The organism is Glycomyces algeriensis, from assembly GCF_027622855.1.
Taxonomy (GTDB): domain Bacteria; phylum Actinomycetota; class Actinomycetes; order Mycobacteriales; family Micromonosporaceae; genus Glycomyces; species Glycomyces algeriensis.
Genome location: NZ_JAPZVR010000023.1, coordinates 22123 through 38196 on the forward strand (window position 1 = coordinate 22123; position 16074 = coordinate 38196).

Genomic DNA, 16074 nt, shown 5'->3' on the forward strand with positions numbered 1-16074 from the left:
CCGGCACGATAGCCGCAAACCGGCGCCGCCATGGCCGACTGCGCCCGATCCCGACCGGACGGGCGTAAGGTGTGCCCGGGCATCGAGGGTCCCCACGTCGGAGGTGGCATGGAACTGGTCGCGATCCTGTTCGCACTCGCCGTCGGCGGGCTCCTCCTGACGGCCGCCGCCGAATGGATGCGCATCCCCGCCCCGGTCCTCATCTGCCTCTACGGACTCGCCCTCGGCCTCGTCCCCGGCATGCCCGCCCTCGACCTCGACCCCGAGCACCTCCTCCCGATCCTGCTGCCGCCCATCCTGTGGGCCGCCGCCCGCAAGTCCTCGTGGCGCCACTTCGCCGCGAACTGGCGGCCGATCCTCTTCCTCGCGGTGCTCCTCGTCTTCATCACGACCGCGGCCGTCGCCGCCCTGGCCGCCACTATCAGCCCGGTCCTGCCGGTCAGCGCCGCGATCGTGCTCGGCGCGATCTGCGCCCCGCCCGACGCCGCGGCCGTCACCGCCGTCGCCGACCGGCTCGGCCTGCCCCGCCGGCTCGTCACCATCCTCGAAGGCGAGGGACTGTTCAACGACGTCACCGCCCTCACCCTCTACAACGTCGCCGTCATCGGCGTCGTCACCGGCTCGGTCTCAGCATTGTGGACGGCCGGCCTGTTCGCCTACTCGGCGGTCGCCGCCGCCGTGATCGGCCTGGGCGTCGGCTGGTGCCTCGTCAAACTCGGGTCCCTCGTAGCCGACAGCCGGGTCCGCACCGCCCTCGGCCTCACCGCCCCCTACATCGCCTACCTGCTCGCCGACGCCCTGAAGGCCTCCGGGGTCCTCGCCGTCATCTGCGCCGCGTTCTACCTCGTCGCCAGGTCGAACGACCCGGACGACTTCGAAGGCCGGCTCGTCCAGGGCTCGGTGTGGGACGTCCTGGAGACCGGCCTCATCGCCCTCACCTTCGGCCTGGTCGGCATGGAGCTCATCGACATCATCGACGCCATCGGCCCCGGCGTGAGCGAACTGCTGTGGAAGGGCCTGGCGGTGGCGGGCGCGGTGATCGCGGTCCGCGCCCTCTGGCTCGCCATGGCGATCGTCCTGGGCCGCAAGGGCATCGGCTGGACGAGCCTGGGGAACCAGCCTCGCCTGGCCGTGGTGACCGCCTGGGCCGGGATGCGCGGCGTCGTCACGGTCGTGACCGCGCTGGCGATCCCGGAGTTCACGGCGGAAGGTTCGCCGTTCCCCGGGCGCGAGCAGATCCAGTTCCTGTCCGTGGTGGTCGTGCTCGCCACGCTCGTCGCGCAGGGCCTGACCCTGCCGGGCCTGATCGCGTTCCTCGGTGTGCGGGCCGACGAGGAGAAGGAGACCGCCGCGCTGCGGTCGCTCATGCGGGAGGCGGGCGAGGCGGCGACGGAGCGGCTGCGGGAGTTGCGCCGGGAGCACAACGATGTGGACGACGAGGTCGCGGCGGCGATGGAGCGGCGGTTCGAACACCGGGCCGCGCAGATCACCGCGATGGTGGAGGACCGCGAGGACCCTGAGACCGAGCGGCTCGCCGAGCGGTTCGACACGTTGCAGCGCATCGAGGGCGAGATGCTGTCCGCCGCCACGGCGCGGGTGCTGCAGCTGCGTTCCTCGCCGGGGCACGACCCGGTCCTCGTCGACCGCGTGCTCGCCGCCCTCGACCACCGGGCGGTGAGCCGCCGCCGCGCCACCTGACTGCCGCATTCGTTGCGGCGGTGTGCCATGTGGCATGTGATATGTCACGTGGCACCTGAGGTGCTTCGGGAAGCGAGAACGCGGTGCCCGGTATGTCGCGGCCGGGCGCGGCGCCTTCGCGCCCTTAAGGTGGCGCTTGTGGAGAGACGAGAAGCGAGCGCGGGGGCGGCCGGGGTCCGCTGGGCCGCAGCCCTGGCGATAGTGGCGATGGCCGTGGCCGGTTGCGGAGCGAGCCGGAGTGCGCAGACCAGTGAGGACGCGCCGGCGATTTCGGGTGTCGACGTGGACGCCGGCACGCTGGCCCTGCGCGACATGCAGGTGGACTTCGGCGAGCGGGGCTTCTACCCCGCCGGCGGGCAGGCCCCGCTGCGGATCTGGATCGACAACCAGGGCGACGAGCCGGTGACCCTCGAAGCGGTGACGAGCCCGGACGCCGAGGCCGTGGTCCTCGCTTCCGACGCCGTCGCCGAGACGCCCGCGGAAGGCGAGTCGACCCCGGCCCCTGACGCGTCGGCGACGCCCGATGCCGATGCGTCCGAGACGCCTTCGGCCGACGCCTCCGAGACACCCTCGGCAGATGCCTCGGCGACGCCGGGGGGCGAGGACGCCTCGCCGACCGCCGACGCTTCGGCGTCCGCTTCGCCTGAGGGCGAGGAGGCCGCTCCGGAGCTGGCGGGGGAGCGCGACTTCACGATCGAGATCGCGCCGGACTCGTTCGTGCGCCTGGCGCCCACCAGGGGCTCCTTCCTGCTTCTGGACGGGCTGAAGGAGGAGGTGTCGATGGGCCAGACCGTCGAGGTCACGTTCGTCTTCTCGAACGGCGAGGCGGTGACCGTGGACCTGCCGGTCGGTACTCCGGCAGTGGCGCCTTCCCGCTCGTACTTCGTACCGAGTCATGAGGAAGGCGCCGAGTAGCGCCCTCCTCGAAGTGAACGGCGGTGGCGCTGATGCGCCGCCGCCGCTGTCGTTCAGGGCGGGTGCGAAACCTCGGCTGGCAGATCGAATAGGGCTCAGCCCTATAGGATATTTCCTATAGGAAAAGGGCGCGGGCCGCTCTTCGTGCGACCCTGGGTGATCGCTCCGCGGCCGCTAATCCGCCGGGCTCCAGGCGGTGACTTCGATTTCACGCGTGGTCCCGAGGTCGATGGGGGCCTCGGGGGTGACGGTCTCCAGGGGCGACCCCTCGGCGTAGCCGACGTTGATCTCGGTGGCGTTGACGGCGTCGCCGCTCTCGACCCTGTTGGTCCAGAGCATGCCCGCGCTCACCGACGCTCCGGGGGCGAGGGTGATGGACGTCGGTCCGGGGTCCTGGAGCGTGTCCGAGCCTTGCCGGACCGCGATCTCGACGCCGGGGATCTCGATCACCGGGTAGCCGTCGATCGCGATGTCCTCGGTGCCGCAGTTGACCAGCTCGATGCCGCTGGTGCGCAGGCCCATGGCCGCGTCGCCCTGGGTGACGGTGACATGGAAGCCTCCTTCGGGGCACTGCGGCTCCTCAGGCCGGTCGGTGGCCGGCTCAACCGGGTCGACTTCCGCCGCCGGCACGCCCGTGAGCTGCCAGGCGCCGAGGTCGAGCTCGTGGTCGGCGTTGAGCTCGACCGGCTCGGCGAGGTCCAGTTCGTACCCGGCGGTCACCGGCAGGGCGTTGATGAGGAACCGGTCCACTTCGAGCACGTCGCCGGTGCGGGTCGCGACCTCCCATGAGAGCGGTGCGATCGCGCCCTGCCCGGGGTCCACGGTGATGGACTCGGCGGCGTTGTGGTCGCGCGGCGCCACGACGTTCCCGCCGAAGACGCCGACCTGCGGCATGCTGTCGAGCAGCAGCGGGGTCTCGCCGCAGTTGACCAGGCCGATCGCCATGAACGTGCGGTCGCCGGCCTTCGCGGTCGGGGTGAGCGACATCTGGATGCCGTGCTCGTCGCACTCGGTGGAGGTCGCCGCAACGGCCTCACCGCCGGCATCGCCGCCGGCGTCGGCGCCGCACCCGGCAGCCGCCAGTGCGAGGACGGCGGCGATGAGCGCAAGGGGCCGGGAGATGCGTGGCATGCGGTGTCCTTCGGTCGGTCCGGGGTTCCGCTCACCTAACGCGACGGCCCTACCGCGAGGTTGCACCGGGCGCTTGGATGATGAGGACCGTGAGGTCGTCGGTGCGCTTGTACCCGCCGCCCTGGAAGTCGGCCTTGAGCTTGCGGTGGAGGCGGTCGGGATCGCGGATGCCGGAGGAGATGTGCGCGTTGATGCGCTCGATCACCGGGAAGGTCTCCCCGGCGGCGTTGCGGCCCTCGATGAACCCGTCGGAGAACATCACGATCAGGTCGCCGGGCATGAGCGTGGCCTCGCGGACCTGGGTGCGCTGGAGCGCGAAGTCGGCCAGGCCGAGCGGCGGCATGGGCCGCGCGGACAGCGGCTGCGCCGAGCCGCGCACCAGGAGCGGCGCGGGGTGGCCGCACAGGACGACCCTGATGGTGTCGAACCGGGGCGTGATCTCCACGAACACGGCGGTGGCGAACGACTGCTCCCATTCGCCCCGGCCGCGGTTGTGCATGCGGACGCGGCGCTCCATGCGCGCGGCGAGCGTGTAGAGGTCGGGGTCGTCCAGCGAGCGCTCCCGGAAGGTGCCCAGGAGCGCTTCGGTGAGGTGGACGGTGGTGAGGCCGTGGCCCTGGACGTCGCCGACGACCGCGCGGAGGCCGAGGTCGGTCTCCAGCACTTCGTAGAAGTCGCCGCCGACGAGCCCGGGGCTGCCCTTGTGGGTCCGGTAGGCGACGGCGACGCGCGCGCCGCCCACGTGCGCGGGCAGTTCGGGCAGGATCGCGGTCTGGACGGCCTCGGCCACGAGCGTCATCTCGAGGAGGCGCACGACCATGCGGTTCCTGACCCACGCGAGCGCGGTGCACAGGATGCCGACGATGGCGACCGGCGGCACGTCCGACCAGCTCGACTCGGGGTAGGGGAGCAGCCCGAGCGCGTCCTCCCCGGCGCTGATGACGGCGACGACGAGGAGCGTCGACGCGGCGGTCGCGATGGGCCCGTTGACGAGCGCGGTGAAGGCGGGCAGGAGGACCACGGTGAAGTCGGCGTACTCGGCCGCGGTGTCGTCGATGAACGCGATGGGGAAGGTCACGGCGATGAGGATGTACGGCATGAGGCGCAGGACCAGGACCGAGCCGGACTGCCCGGCGGCCATGCGGCTCAGGATGTTCTTGGGCTGCACATAGGACCTGAAGTACCCCTGCATGTCGGCGCCGGCGGGCTTGGTCCTCTTCACGGGGAGAGCGTAAGCGGCCCACCGCCGACCCGCCTCTTGAACAGCGAAAACGGGCCCGGAGACGGCGAAAGCGGACGAGGGCCGCTCCCGTCCGCTCTGCGCCTTCCGATCAGGTGCGCGCTTGGGCGGCCTCGATGTGCTCGCGCAGGCGGGTCTCCTCTTCGGACGAGAGGTTCGTCTGGAGGAGCTTGCCCTGGTACTGGCCGTGGAGCTCCTCGAGGACCTTGTCCTCGGTCATGGAGCGGACGAGGAGCACGAGCGCGGCACCGCCGGGGCTGAGCTCCTTGCCGAGGTTCTTCATGAACGTGTCGTCCACGCCGACGTCGGACATGGCCCCGCCCGCGGCCCCCGCGGCCGCGCCCACGGCCATGCCGAGCAGCGGCGCGAGGAACAGCAGGCCGATGAGCCCGCCCCACAGCGCACCGCCGGTGGCGCTGATGCCGACCAGCGAGGTCGACTGGTGGAGCTTGACCTTGCCGTCGTCCCGCCGCTCGACCACGACCGCGTCGTCGAGCTTGATGAGCTCGCGCTTCTGCATGTCGGCGAGTTTGCCGAGGACCGTCTGCGCGGTGGGCACGTCCGGGTAGGCCACGGCGATGAGTTTGCTCATGCGTCTTCCTCTCTGCGGGCCGCCTTCGGCGGCGTCTCGCCCGATTGTGTCCGCCTTTGCAGGTCTTCGCCGGGAAACGCACGCAAACCCTGTTCCTGGTGGGTGCGAGGGGTGCCGGGCGCGGCATTCCCGCCTGGCGGGAACACCGGTTGACGGTCCCCGGCCGTTCAATCTATATTTCCCATAGATTTGGTAGAGAAATCGTTCCGGTCATCACTCGGAAGGCTCCCTCAGTGCGCTCCCTCGTCTTGCTCGGCCTCGTAGGCCTCGCCGCTCAGCTCGTGGACGGCAGCCTCGGCATGGCCTACGGCGTCACCTCGACCACACTGCTCCTCGCCATCGGCGCCAACCCCGCCTCGGCCTCGGCCACCGTCCACCTCGCCGAGATCGGCACGACCCTCGCCTCCGGCGCCTCGCACTGGCGCTTCGGCAACGTCGACTGGAAGGTCGTCCTCAAGATCGGCATCCCCGGCGCCGTCGGCGCCTTCGCGGGCGCCACGTTCCTGTCGTGGCTCTCGACCGAGATCGCCGCCCCGGTCATGTCGATCATCCTGCTCTCCCTCGGCCTGTACCTGCTCATCCGCTTCACCGTGCGCGGGCTCGACCGCAAGAACCTCGGCAAGCCCCTGCGCAAGCGGTTCCTGACCCCGCTCGGCCTCGTCGGCGGCTTCCTCGACGCGACCGGCGGCGGCGGCTGGGGCCCGGTCGGCACGCCCGCCCTGCTCGCCAGCGGCCGCATCGAACCGCGCAAGGTCATCGGCTCCATCGACACCTCCGAGTTCCTCGTCGCGCTGGCCGCCTCGGCCGGCTTCATCATCGGCATCGGCAGCGCGGGCATCAACTTCGCGTGGGTCGGCGTGCTCCTGGCCGGCGGCCTCATCGCGGCGCCGATCGCGGCCTGGCTGGTCCGCCACATCCCGCCGCGCGTGCTCGGCTCGGCAGTGGGCGGCGTCATCATCCTGACCAACACCCGCACGCTGCTGCGCAGCGACTGGGTCGCCGCTCCCGCCGGGGTCGCGACCGCCGTCTACATCGCCATCGCCGCGGTCTGGATCGCTGCCGTCTGGTACTCGGTGCGCCGCCACCTCGCCGAGCGCGACGTGGGCGGACCCGTCCTCGACAAGGCCAACAACCCCAGTGCCGACAACCCCGAAGGCGACAAGTCCGGGGGAGCCGGCGCCCAGGTGCCCGTCAGTGCGGAAGCGCCCGCCGCCGAGACCTCCTGAACCGCACTGCTTCCGGCCCGCACCGCTCACGGTGCGGGCCGTTCGCGTTCCCACCGGTCTCACGCAACCGTCCCTATTGGATTTGGGGGACGACGCGAAGGTGAACTTCAAGTAGCATGTTGCCTCAACGTGGCCGTGAGCTGGACCGTTGGAGGCGCAATGACGCAGTTCTACCAAGCTTTGCTCCGGGACGGAGGGCCCCGGCTGGGGCCGCGGCTGCGGCGGTGCTTCGCCGCCTGGGCCGGTGTCGAGGACGACGGGGGCCCGGCCCTCGAGCACGCCCGCGGCCGCTCCCGCACCGCCCTCGCCGACAACGACCTGTGCGGCCGCTACCTCCACGACGTCCCGACCGGCGACGGCCGGCTCCGCACCACCGCGACCTGGGCCGCCGGGCGCAAGGGCGCGCCCGGCTGGGTCCGCGTCACCGTCGAAGGCGACCTCGACCAGGCCGCGGTGACCGCCCCGGGCTTCATGCCCGCGTTCCTTGCCACCGGCCGCGCCACCGACGGCGCCGTGCCCGTCGAGGCCGGCCCGCACCTCATCGGCCCCGAAGAGGTCAAGGAGCTCACCGGCTGGCTCGCCCGCCCCGACCGGGGCGTCCCCGTCATCGTCCTCACCGTCGACCGCAGCGACCCGAACCTCGTCGCCGCCTGCGCCGACCACCTCGCCGAGACCCTCGCGGGCGTCGCCCTCGTCGCCCGCCTCTACGACGCCCGCACCCAGGACGACCTCAACGCCTGGCTCGGCGGCGACCTCAGCGTCTTCGGCGGCGGCCTGCGCACCTATCTGCCCGGCGTGCGCCCGGGGGAGGAGACCTACGCGATGCGCCACCAGCCGCGCGGCGGCGGCGCGATACGCGACCAGGGCGTGCGCTCACTCGAAGTGGTCGTCAAAGGCGTCGTCGAACTCTCCGTCCACCGGGCGGTGCCCGCGGACGTGCGCCAGACCGAGCCGCGGATCGCCCGCGTGCTCGCCGGGGCGCTGCCGCCGGGCGAACTCCACGCCGCCCCGCCCACCCCCGCCGCGATAGCCGTCCCGCGCGGCCCCCGCATCCCCAGACCCGCCGCGCCCTCAGAACCGCAGACACTCCAACCCGAACCACCGGCGCAGCCCGAACCACCGGCACCCCCGGACCCGCAGCCCGAACTGACGACCGCGCCCGAACCGGGCGTCGAACCCGACCCAGTACCCGAACCCGAGCCCGCGGCCGGACTCGCCGACGACATCGCCGCGAAGCTCGCCGACCGCCTCGACGAGAGCGTCCTCGACGCCCTCGTCGACATGGCCCGCGGCGGCGACACCGAGACCACCGCCCTCATCAAGACCATGGCCGCCCACCTCGACGCCCTCACCCGCGCCGTCGAGTCCACCGGGCTCCTCGCCGTCCGCGCGCCCGGCCAGGAGCTCGAACGCCTCCGCCGCCAGTACGACCAGCTCGAACTCGACTACACCGAACTCCAGGAATGCGAACGCAAGGCCCAGGACCGCATCCGCTGGCTCGAGAGCCGCCTCGCCGAGCACGCCGACCCCGTCTACGGCGTCCAGACCGACGCCGACCGGGACGACTGCTGGGAGGCCGAGAGCCTCATGGAAGTGGTCCAGCGCGCCCGCAAGCAGCTGCGCCACCTCGACCTCCCCGACTCCCTCGACACCGAGGTGTCCAAACTCGACGTCATGTACCCGCGCCAGCGCCGCCGCTGGACCGGCCGCACCTGGGACGCCCTGCGCGCCCTCGACGCCTACGCCGCCGCCCGCGCCGACGCCCGCTTCACCGGCGGCTTCTACGACTGGTGCGCCCGCCCGCTCCCCGGAGCGCCCGCCATCACCCCCACCATGGTGTCCATGAAGGAGTCCGACTCGGTCTCGGGCAACCCGAAGTACCACCGGGCCAGGGTCTTCCGCGTCCCCACCGAGATCGACCCGTCAGGCCGCGTCTACATGCCCTCCCACATCAAGCTCCAGCAGGTCGGCTCGCCCGCGCCCCGCATGCACTTCCTCGACGACGCCGGCGGCGCCACCGGCAAGGTGTGGATCGGCTACCTCGGCGACCACCTGCCCAACACGCGGACCAACTGACGCGTCCGGATTCGCCCCGGGCCCTCACGTAGGCTCGGGGCGAACCCCGGGAGGAGCCTCGATGGACTTCATGCGTCGCAACGCGAAATGGATCGCACTGGCGGCCCTGCTCGCCATGCTCGCCCCCGTCATCGCCCAGCTCTTCAACACCCTGTTCGCGGTCGACACCCTGCTCGTCGCCGTGATCCTGCTGGCCGCCATCGTCATCGGCTTCGCCGTCATGGCCCGCTCCTCCCGCGACGAGGAATGACCCGGGCCCCTGGAACCGGTTGGCCCCACCGCTGAGCACCCCTTGACTAGGCTCAGCACCGGGGAGCGCCCTACGGCACGCTCCCGGATGAGAGGACACCCCATGGCACGCCGCAAGCGCCCCCTGTTCGCCCGCTGGTACCCCGACGCCGCCGCCCGCCTCGAGGAGCGCGGCCTCGCCGCGCAGCGCGCCCGACTCCTCGCCCCGCTCGAAGGCCGCGTCCTCGAGATCGGCCCCGGCTTCGGCGCCAACTTCCCGCACTACCCCGATACGGTGACCGAACTGGTCGCCGTCGAACCCGAGGAGCACTTCCGCGACCTCGCCCGCGCCCGCGCCGACGAACTCGGGCTCAAGGCCGCGATCATCGAAGGCACCGCCGAAGCCCTCCCCGTCGAGACCGGCTCGTTCGACGCCGTCGTCGCCACCGCCGTCCTCTGCTCGGTCGACAGCCAGGCGGACGCGCTGGCCGAGATCGCCCGGGTCCTCAAGCCCGGCGGGCAGCTCTGGGGCTTCGAGCACGTCGGCTCGCCCGGCCGCGCCCGGCATGCGGCCGAGAAGGTCCTCGACGCCGTGCTCTGGACGCACCTGAACGGCGGCTGCCACCTCTCCCGCGACACGCTGGGCGCGATCCGCGCGGCCGGGTTCGACACCGCCGGGATGAGCGAGGAGCGGTTCGCGTTCCTGCCGTTCCCGGTCTCCAAGAGCACCCACCTCGTCGGCTCGGCCCGCAAACCCGCCTAGCGGCTCAGGGCCGTTCCCGTGCTCGGTGAGCCCGCACCTGGCCGGCGCCGCCCGCAAACCCGGCGCACCGGGCCCTGTGGAAGACTCTGGCGGAAATCGGTGCGACGCCCATGGCGCAGGTCGGCAGACCCCCGCATTTCAACGCGGGAGGGGTAGCCGCTCCGCCAGGCCCCGGCCGCCCCCAGGGACGCGCCCTCGATCGGAATGCCGCCCGCGCACCTTCGATCACCGGGAGACCCATGTCCGCCATCAGCTGGACCGAAGCCGACGAGACCCGCACCGCCGCCTGGCATTCCGAGAACGCCACGCCGCCGCCGGCCGAGGTCCACGTCGCTGACGACCGCATGAAGGCCGACACCGCGTACCGGCTCGCCGCCAAAGGCACGGCCCTGCTCTGGCGCGGCGACTTCCACAACGCCCGGCAGCTGCTGCGCGCCATGGACCGCCGCATCCGCGAACCGCGCGGTTCGCAGGGGACGCCCGCCCAGACCTTCTACCGCCACCGCCAGTACCGCGGCCACCGCGCGAGGGTCCTGGGGCGGCTCATCGTCGTGCTCGGGGACGGCTACGACCTGGACCTGCACCGCGCGCCCGACGTGCGCCAGGCCTGCACCGAGGCGTACGGCCCGTCCACCGGGCCGGTCGCCGTCGCGTTCACCGAACTGCAGGGCGTGCTCAGCGCCCACCAGTGGCGCGAGAAGGGCGTCCACATCCCCGCGCTCGACGCCAGCGTCCACCCGCACTACGGCGTGTTCTCACCGATCCGGGGCGAGTACATCGACCTCGTGGCGAACGCGCCGCTGCCCGACCGGACCGACACCGCCTTCGACGGCATCGCCTACGACCGCGTTGCCTTCGACCTCGGGACCGGGACGGGCGTGCTCGCCGCGGTCCTGGCCCGCCGCGGCTTCGACCGGGTCGAGGCCACCGACGTCAACCCGCGCGCGCTCGCCTGCGCCCGCGACAACGCCGAACGGCTCGGCCTCGCCGACCGCATCGCAGCGACCACCACCGGCCTCTACCCGGACGGCCGCGCCGACCTCGTCGTGTGCAACCCGCCGTGGCTCCCCGGCCGGCCCGTCTCCGCCGTCGAAGGCGGCGTCTACGACCCCGACGCCGCGATGCTCAACGGCTTCCTCACCGGCCTCACCGAGCACCTCCGGCCCGGCGGCGAGGGCTGGCTCGTCCTCTCCGACCTCGCCGAGCACCTCGGCCTGCGCACCCGCACCGACCTCCTCGACGCCATCGCGAGCGCGGGCCTCACCGTCGCCGGACGCCTGGAGACCCGCCCGACCCACCCCGGACCCGAACGCGACCCCGACCTCCTCGCCGACGCCCGCCGCCGGGAAGTGACCTCGCTCTGGCGCCTGCGGCCCGAAACCGCTTGAGCCCCATGGCGGCGCCCGCCTACGCTCACGGCATGGACGCACCCCGAAACCTGCTCAACGTGGTCGACGTCGAAGCGACCTGCTGGGAAGGGCAGCCGCCGCCGGGCGCGGTCAACGAGATCATCGAGATCGGCCTCACCGTCGTCGACCTCGCCGCCCGCGAGCGCCTCGCCAAGCACCGCATCCTGGTGCGGCCCCAGCGGTCCCGCGTCAGCGCGTTCTGCACCGAGCTCACCGGCCTCACCCAGGAGGAGGTCGACACCGGCATCACCTTCACGGAGGCCTGCCGGCTCCTCACCGCCGAGCACCGCGCGGACTCGCGGTCCTGGGCCAGCTGGGGCGATTACGACCGCAAGCAGTTCGAACGCCAATGCCGGGCGACCGGCACCCGCTACCCGTTCGGGCGGCGGCACGTCAACGCGAAACTGCGCTTCACCGAAGCCAGAGGACTGCGCCGCAGGCCCGGCATGGCCCAAGCCCTCGAGATCGCGGGCCTGCCGCTGGAAGGCCGCCACCACAGCGGCGCCGACGACGCCTGGAACATCGCCGCCGTCGTCCTCGACCTCGCCGCCAAGGGCGAGTGGCCCGACTCCTGAGCACGCGAATGCGGGCCCACCGCAGTCGATCTCGTCCCGCGGACCCCTTGCCATGCTCCTCAGCGCCCGCCGCAGACCCGGCGGGCCGCCCTCAGGCGATGCGGCCGTACGCCTGCAGGGTCGCGAGTGTCGCCCGCGTCAGGAAGCCGCCCCATTCGTGGGCGACCACCGGCGTCCACATCGGGAAGTTCGGGGCCCAACCGCCCTCGGCGCCCTGGGTCTCGACCAGGTGGTCGAGGTGGCGGCCGATCTCCTCGTCACTGAACAGGCTGCGCGCCAAGGAATCAGGGGTCGGCGCCAGGTCGAGCGGCGAGTGGGTGTGCCCGGGCTCGTCCGGGTCCAGGGCCGCGCTGGCGCGGAGGGAGGGGCCGAGGCGCTCGAACTCGGTCCGGGCGCGTTCGCTGTCGGGGACCCGTTCGAGGAAGTGCAGCACGCACATCGCGTCGTAGGCGCCGACCTCGTCCAGTTCGGCGATCTTCCGCCAGCAGAACTCGGTGGCCGACTCCATCCAGGGGTGCTTGACGTCGTGGGTGTGGAGGAGGCCGACGATCGGCGCGGTCGGGTTCAGGGCCGCCGGGGGCTGCTCGCCCTGCGGCTGCCACCAGGGGCCGCGCTCGTCGCCGACGACGCTGGGCAGCACCCACGGCACACCGCCCTCATCGGTCGAGTTCGCTTCGAGCCAGGCGCAGGCGGCGAGCACGATGGGCTCGTCGAACGCGCCGACGTCGTCGAGCGCCCACAGTGCGACCTCGGCGCCCTGCGGCTGGCTGCCGGCGCCGCGCAGGTCCGGTTCGATGGCGTGGCCGAACCCGCCGTCGGGGTTCTGGTAGGCGCGCACGGCGTGCGTCACGGCGCCGGCCTGGCCGCCGTGGAAGCGGTTGGCGAACCGCGCCCGGTCGATGAGTCGGGCGTTGAGCTGGAGGTACCGCTCTGCGGCGGCGAACGCGTCCTGGCTGAGCGTCTTCATGGCGGGCCCCTTCTGGCGAGTGGTGCGCGCCCGACCGTACCGGCCGGGTGCGACACCGCGCGGCGGTTCAGCCCAGTGCCTGCTGGAAGGCCGCGAGCAGTTCCTCGGTGAACAGGACGAACCTGACGTCCGCGACGCTCGCCTCGGCTTCGCGGACGGCGGCGACCGCGATCGCCGCCGCCGATGCGGCGGGCCAGCCGTATACCCCGGCCGAGACCGCCGGAAACGCGATCGAGTCGGCGCCGAGCCGGTCGGCGAGGGCGAGGGACTCGCGGTAGCAGGAGGCGAGGAGCGCGCTGCGGTCCTCGGCAGGGGAGTAGACGGGGCCGACGGTGTGGATGACCCAGTCGGCGTCGAGCCGCCCGGCGGTGGTCGCGACCGCCTGCCCGGTCGGCAGGCCTTTGCCGTACTGCCCGCGGCGCAGCTCCTGGCACTCCGCGAGGATCGCCGGGCCGCCGGCGCGGTGGATCGCGCCGTCCACGCCGCCGCCGCCGAGGAGCGAGGAGTTCGCGGCGTTGACGATCGCGTCCACGCGCTGCTTCGTGATGTCGCCGCTGAGGATCCGGATGTCCATGCCCCATGCAAACACGCCGCGGCCGGCTGCGGTCCAGCGCCCGGGGTTTCCGTGCCGTGCCGCAGGCGCCGCAGTACCGTTCGGGGTCACGGCAACGGCCTCGCCGCCGCCGCCGAGCCCGCCGACCCGAAAGTGGTGCGCATGATCGTCACCTTGACCGCCAACCCGAGCCTCGACCGGACGATCGAGGTCGACCGGCTCCGCCGCGGCGAAGTGCAGCGCGCCATCGGCGACCGGGTCGACCCGGGCGGCAAGGGCGTCAACGTCTCCCGCGCGCTCGTCGCCAACGGCCACGCCACCCGGGCCGTCCTCATCAGCGGCGGCCACGCCGGCGCCGAGCTGCTCGACCTCCTCGCCGAAGCGGACGTCCCAATCATCGAAGTGCCCGTCTCCCAAGGGGTCCGCTCGAACCTCACCCTCGCCGAAGCCGACGGCACGGTCACCAAACTCAACGAATCCGGCCCGGTCCTGCGGGCCGAGGAGATCGAAGAGCTGCTCGACGCGGCGATCTCGGCGCCCCCGAACTACGCCCTGCAGACCCCCTCCAGCAGCATCGAACGGCCGACCGCCTGGATCGCCGGCTGCGGCAGCCTGCCGCCCGGCGTCGGCGCCTCCTTCTACGCCGAACTGGTCGAACGCGCCCGCGACGCCGGGGCCGCCACCGTCATCGACACTTCCGGTCCCGCACTGGAATCGTGTCTCGCGTCCCGGCCCGACCTGGTCAAACCCAACCTCGAAGAGCTCGCCGAAGCCGCCCGCACCCCGATCACGACCATGGGCGACGCCGTCGCCGCCGCCCAGGCGCTGCGCGCCGCCGGGGCCGGAGCGGTCCTCGCCTCGCTCGGCGCGGAAGGCGCGATCCTCGTCGACGCCGACGGCGTCTGGCACGCGAAGGCCCCGCTCGCCGGGCCCCTCGTCAGCACCGTCGGGGCCGGCGACGCCGCCCTCGCGGGATTCCTCGCCGCGGGAGGCCGCGGCCCCGAAGCGCTCGCGGCCGCCGTCGCCTGGGGCACCGCCGCGGTGACACTGCCCGGCAGCATCATGCCCGGCCCGCAGGACATCGACCTCGACGCCGTCGAGGTCACCCGGGCCCCCGACGCCGACCGCATCCTGAACCCGGATCGCTGACCCGGAGTGCACGTGCACGCATCGACCCGCCTTTCGCCTTTGCGGTGCGTTCAGTGGAACAGTGATACGTCACATGTCACTTCCCACCGCCGGTCACCCGACATACCCCGATTCGGGGCGGTACATGACATGTGACGTATCACCAATGCCCGCTCGGCAACCGCACTGCCTGCGGCATTACCCTCACAGCCGATACCGGACCCTTCATCTAACCCATTTACAAAGGCGGCATTCGCGCCGTACCATGCATCCATGAAGTCCACCTCGCGCGACATCCGCCTCCGCAACTGCTTCGCAGTGCTCCGGCACCTGATCGCGGACGCCCCGACCTCCCGCCAGATCCTCGCCCGCGAGACCGACCTCAGCGTCGCCACCGTCTCCAACCTGGTGACCGACCTGATCGAACTCGGCGTCGTCGTAGAAGTGGGCCGCGAGGACTCCGGCGGCGGCAGGCCCCGCGCCCTGCTCGCCCCCAACGCCGGCGGCGGCGTCATGATCGGCGTCGACGTCGCCGAAACCTACGTCTACCTCGAGGTCTACGACCTCACCCTCGCCGTCGTCGACCGCGTCGAAGAACGCATGGAACCCAGCGAGAACGCCCCCGAACAGGTCATCGGCCACATCGTCTCCGCCATGGACCAGATCCGCGAACGCCTCGGCGACCGCGCCATCCTCGGCCTCGGCGTCAGCCTCCCCGGCCAGGTCGACGTCACCTGGGGCGTCTCCGGCTTCGCCCCCAACTGGAACTGGCACGACGTCCCCTTCCGCAAACTCCTCGACGACCGCCTCCAACTCGGCGTCCCCATCTACCTCGACAACCCCCTCAAGACCATCACCGTCGGCGAACTCTGGTTCGGCGACGGCCGCGGCGTCGACCGCCTCGCCGTCCTCATCCTCGGCACCGGCGTCGGCGCCGGCCTCGCCTTCGGCGGCCAGCTCTACCGCGGCGCCACCAACTCCGCCGGCGAATGGGGCCACACCACCATCAACCCCGCTGGTCCCCAATGCCGCTGCGGCGCAAAGGGATGCATCGAGGCCTACGTCGGCGCCCCCGCCATCCTCTGGCACTGGGGACAGCTCGACCCCCGCGCCGCCCTCGGCTCCCAGACCGAGGCCATGGCCGCACTCGCCGCCGCCTGGGAAGCCGGCGAGACCACCGCCGTCCGCACCGTCGAGACCGTCGCCGAATACCTCGCCGCGGGTGTCGCCAACCTCCTCAACCTCTTCAACCCCGACCTCGTCGTCTTCGACGGCTGGGTCACCAGCGTCCTCGGCGACGCCCTCGTCCCCGAGTTCCAGCGCCGCCTCGCCGACCACGCCATGGAGGCGCCGCTCAAGGCCGCGCGCCTCAAGCGCAACGGCCAGGACCGCAACATGGTCGCCCTCGGCGCCGCCGCGCTGGCGCTCGAAGGCCATTTGAACCGGTTGAACACGGTCGGCTCCCGCAGCCGCCGCTGAGCACGGCGCCGCCACCGGCGCAACCGAATATTTCCGCGGCGGCGAACGCCCGCGGAGCCGCCATCACGAGCCCAGCGCCCCCGGCACGATACCG

Annotated in this window: 15 protein-coding genes; 10 read left to right on the forward strand and 5 right to left on the reverse strand. The window is 72.4% G+C overall.

Going from position 1 to position 16074, the window contains the following annotated elements:
• Positions 1–108: 108 nt before the first annotated feature.
• Complete coding sequence (locus O2L52_RS23810; protein WP_270118681.1) at positions 109–1698, forward strand: cation:proton antiporter; 1590 nt, start codon at positions 109–111, stop codon at positions 1696–1698.
• A 138-nt stretch (positions 1699–1836) separates the two neighbouring features.
• Positions 1837–2613, forward strand: coding sequence for a hypothetical protein (locus O2L52_RS23815; RefSeq protein ID WP_270118683.1), 777 nt, complete (start codon positions 1837–1839; stop codon positions 2611–2613).
• A gap of 174 nt (positions 2614–2787) precedes the next feature.
• Here O2L52_RS23815 and O2L52_RS23820 read toward each other — a convergent pair whose 3' ends face one another.
• The 3 genes from O2L52_RS23820 to O2L52_RS23830 form a co-directional block, all read right to left on the reverse strand.
• Positions 2788–3744 carry a DUF4232 domain-containing protein gene (locus O2L52_RS23820; protein ID WP_270118685.1) on the reverse strand — a complete coding sequence of 319 codons (957 nt, stop codon included), beginning with the start codon at positions 3742–3744 and terminating at the stop codon, positions 2788–2790.
• Positions 3745–3793: 49 nt separating this feature from the next.
• Positions 3794–4966: a PP2C family protein-serine/threonine phosphatase gene (locus O2L52_RS23825; protein ID WP_270118686.1), complete on the reverse strand. Its 1173-nt coding sequence runs from the start codon at positions 4964–4966 to the stop codon at positions 3794–3796.
• Positions 4967–5075: 109 nt separating this feature from the next.
• A complete protein-coding gene (locus O2L52_RS23830) occupies positions 5076–5576 on the reverse strand; it encodes a DUF1269 domain-containing protein (protein WP_270118688.1) in 501 nt (166 codons plus the stop codon).
• A gap of 233 nt (positions 5577–5809) precedes the next feature.
• On the opposite strand from O2L52_RS23830, the gene O2L52_RS23835 reads away from it, so the two are divergent.
• The 6 genes from O2L52_RS23835 to O2L52_RS23860 all read left to right on the forward strand — a co-directional run bounded on the left by O2L52_RS23835 (position 5810) and on the right by O2L52_RS23860 (position 11853).
• Positions 5810–6802 (forward strand): sulfite exporter TauE/SafE family protein, encoded by a 993-nt coding sequence (locus O2L52_RS23835; protein WP_270118690.1) that lies wholly within the window; start codon positions 5810–5812, stop codon positions 6800–6802.
• 159 nt (positions 6803–6961) lie between these two features.
• Positions 6962–8878 carry a hypothetical protein gene (locus O2L52_RS23840; RefSeq protein ID WP_270118692.1) on the forward strand — a complete coding sequence of 639 codons (1917 nt, stop codon included), beginning with the start codon at positions 6962–6964 and terminating at the stop codon, positions 8876–8878.
• 61 nt (positions 8879–8939) lie between these two features.
• Positions 8940–9128, forward strand: a complete 189-nt coding sequence (locus tag O2L52_RS23845; protein WP_270118694.1) for a hypothetical protein — start codon at positions 8940–8942, stop codon at positions 9126–9128.
• A 102-nt stretch (positions 9129–9230) separates the two neighbouring features.
• Complete coding sequence (locus O2L52_RS23850) at positions 9231–9869, forward strand: class I SAM-dependent methyltransferase (RefSeq protein ID WP_270118696.1); 639 nt, start codon at positions 9231–9233, stop codon at positions 9867–9869.
• 239 nt (positions 9870–10108) lie between these two features.
• Positions 10109–11257, forward strand: a complete 1149-nt coding sequence (locus tag O2L52_RS23855) for a class I SAM-dependent methyltransferase (protein WP_270118698.1) — start codon at positions 10109–10111, stop codon at positions 11255–11257.
• A gap of 32 nt (positions 11258–11289) precedes the next feature.
• Positions 11290–11853 carry a 3'-5' exonuclease gene (locus O2L52_RS23860; protein WP_270118699.1) on the forward strand — a complete coding sequence of 188 codons (564 nt, stop codon included), beginning with the start codon at positions 11290–11292 and terminating at the stop codon, positions 11851–11853.
• Positions 11854–11944: 91 nt separating this feature from the next.
• On the opposite strand, the gene O2L52_RS23865 is transcribed toward O2L52_RS23860, so the two are convergent.
• On the reverse strand, positions 11945–12820 hold the full coding sequence (locus O2L52_RS23865; RefSeq protein WP_270118701.1) for a hypothetical protein: 876 nt from the start codon (positions 12818–12820) through the stop codon (positions 11945–11947).
• Between the two features lie 67 nt (positions 12821–12887).
• Positions 12888–13394 (reverse strand): O-acetyl-ADP-ribose deacetylase, encoded by a 507-nt coding sequence (locus O2L52_RS23870; protein ID WP_270118703.1) that lies wholly within the window; start codon positions 13392–13394, stop codon positions 12888–12890.
• A 141-nt stretch (positions 13395–13535) separates the two neighbouring features.
• Between O2L52_RS23870 and O2L52_RS23875 the strand changes: the two genes are divergently transcribed.
• Both O2L52_RS23875 and O2L52_RS23880 read left to right on the forward strand, forming a co-directional pair.
• Positions 13536–14522 carry a 1-phosphofructokinase family hexose kinase gene (locus tag O2L52_RS23875; RefSeq protein WP_270118705.1) on the forward strand — a complete coding sequence of 329 codons (987 nt, stop codon included), beginning with the start codon at positions 13536–13538 and terminating at the stop codon, positions 14520–14522.
• Positions 14523–14774: 252 nt separating this feature from the next.
• Positions 14775–15980, forward strand: coding sequence for an ROK family transcriptional regulator (locus O2L52_RS23880; RefSeq protein ID WP_270118707.1), 1206 nt, complete (start codon positions 14775–14777; stop codon positions 15978–15980).
• Positions 15981–16074 lie beyond the last annotated feature (94 nt).

What these genes read in the sequence shown, in the direction of transcription:
- O2L52_RS23840 (WP_270118692.1), top strand. Translation starts at nt 6,962, where the DNA reads ATGACGCAGTTCTACCAAGCTTTGCTCCGGGACGGAGGGCCCCGGCTG.
- O2L52_RS23850 (WP_270118696.1), top strand. Translation starts at nt 9,231, where the DNA reads ATGGCACGCCGCAAGCGCCCCCTGTTCGCCCGCTGGTACCCCGACGCC.
- O2L52_RS23860 (WP_270118699.1), top strand. Translation starts at nt 11,290, where the DNA reads ATGGACGCACCCCGAAACCTGCTCAACGTGGTCGACGTCGAAGCGACC.
- O2L52_RS23855 (WP_270118698.1), top strand. Translation starts at nt 10,109, where the DNA reads ATGTCCGCCATCAGCTGGACCGAAGCCGACGAGACCCGCACCGCCGCC.
- O2L52_RS23865 (WP_270118701.1), bottom strand. Translation starts at nt 12,820, where the DNA reads ATGAAGACGCTCAGCCAGGACGCGTTCGCCGCCGCAGAGCGGTACCTC.
- O2L52_RS23880 (WP_270118707.1), top strand. Translation starts at nt 14,775, where the DNA reads ATGAAGTCCACCTCGCGCGACATCCGCCTCCGCAACTGCTTCGCAGTG.
- O2L52_RS23830 (WP_270118688.1), bottom strand. Translation starts at nt 5,576, where the DNA reads ATGAGCAAACTCATCGCCGTGGCCTACCCGGACGTGCCCACCGCGCAG.
- O2L52_RS23870 (WP_270118703.1), bottom strand. Translation starts at nt 13,394, where the DNA reads ATGGACATCCGGATCCTCAGCGGCGACATCACGAAGCAGCGCGTGGAC.
- O2L52_RS23820 (WP_270118685.1), bottom strand. Translation starts at nt 3,744, where the DNA reads ATGCCACGCATCTCCCGGCCCCTTGCGCTCATCGCCGCCGTCCTCGCA.
- O2L52_RS23845 (WP_270118694.1), top strand. Translation starts at nt 8,940, where the DNA reads ATGGACTTCATGCGTCGCAACGCGAAATGGATCGCACTGGCGGCCCTG.
- O2L52_RS23875 (WP_270118705.1), top strand. Translation starts at nt 13,536, where the DNA reads ATGATCGTCACCTTGACCGCCAACCCGAGCCTCGACCGGACGATCGAG.
- O2L52_RS23810 (WP_270118681.1), top strand. Translation starts at nt 109, where the DNA reads ATGGAACTGGTCGCGATCCTGTTCGCACTCGCCGTCGGCGGGCTCCTC.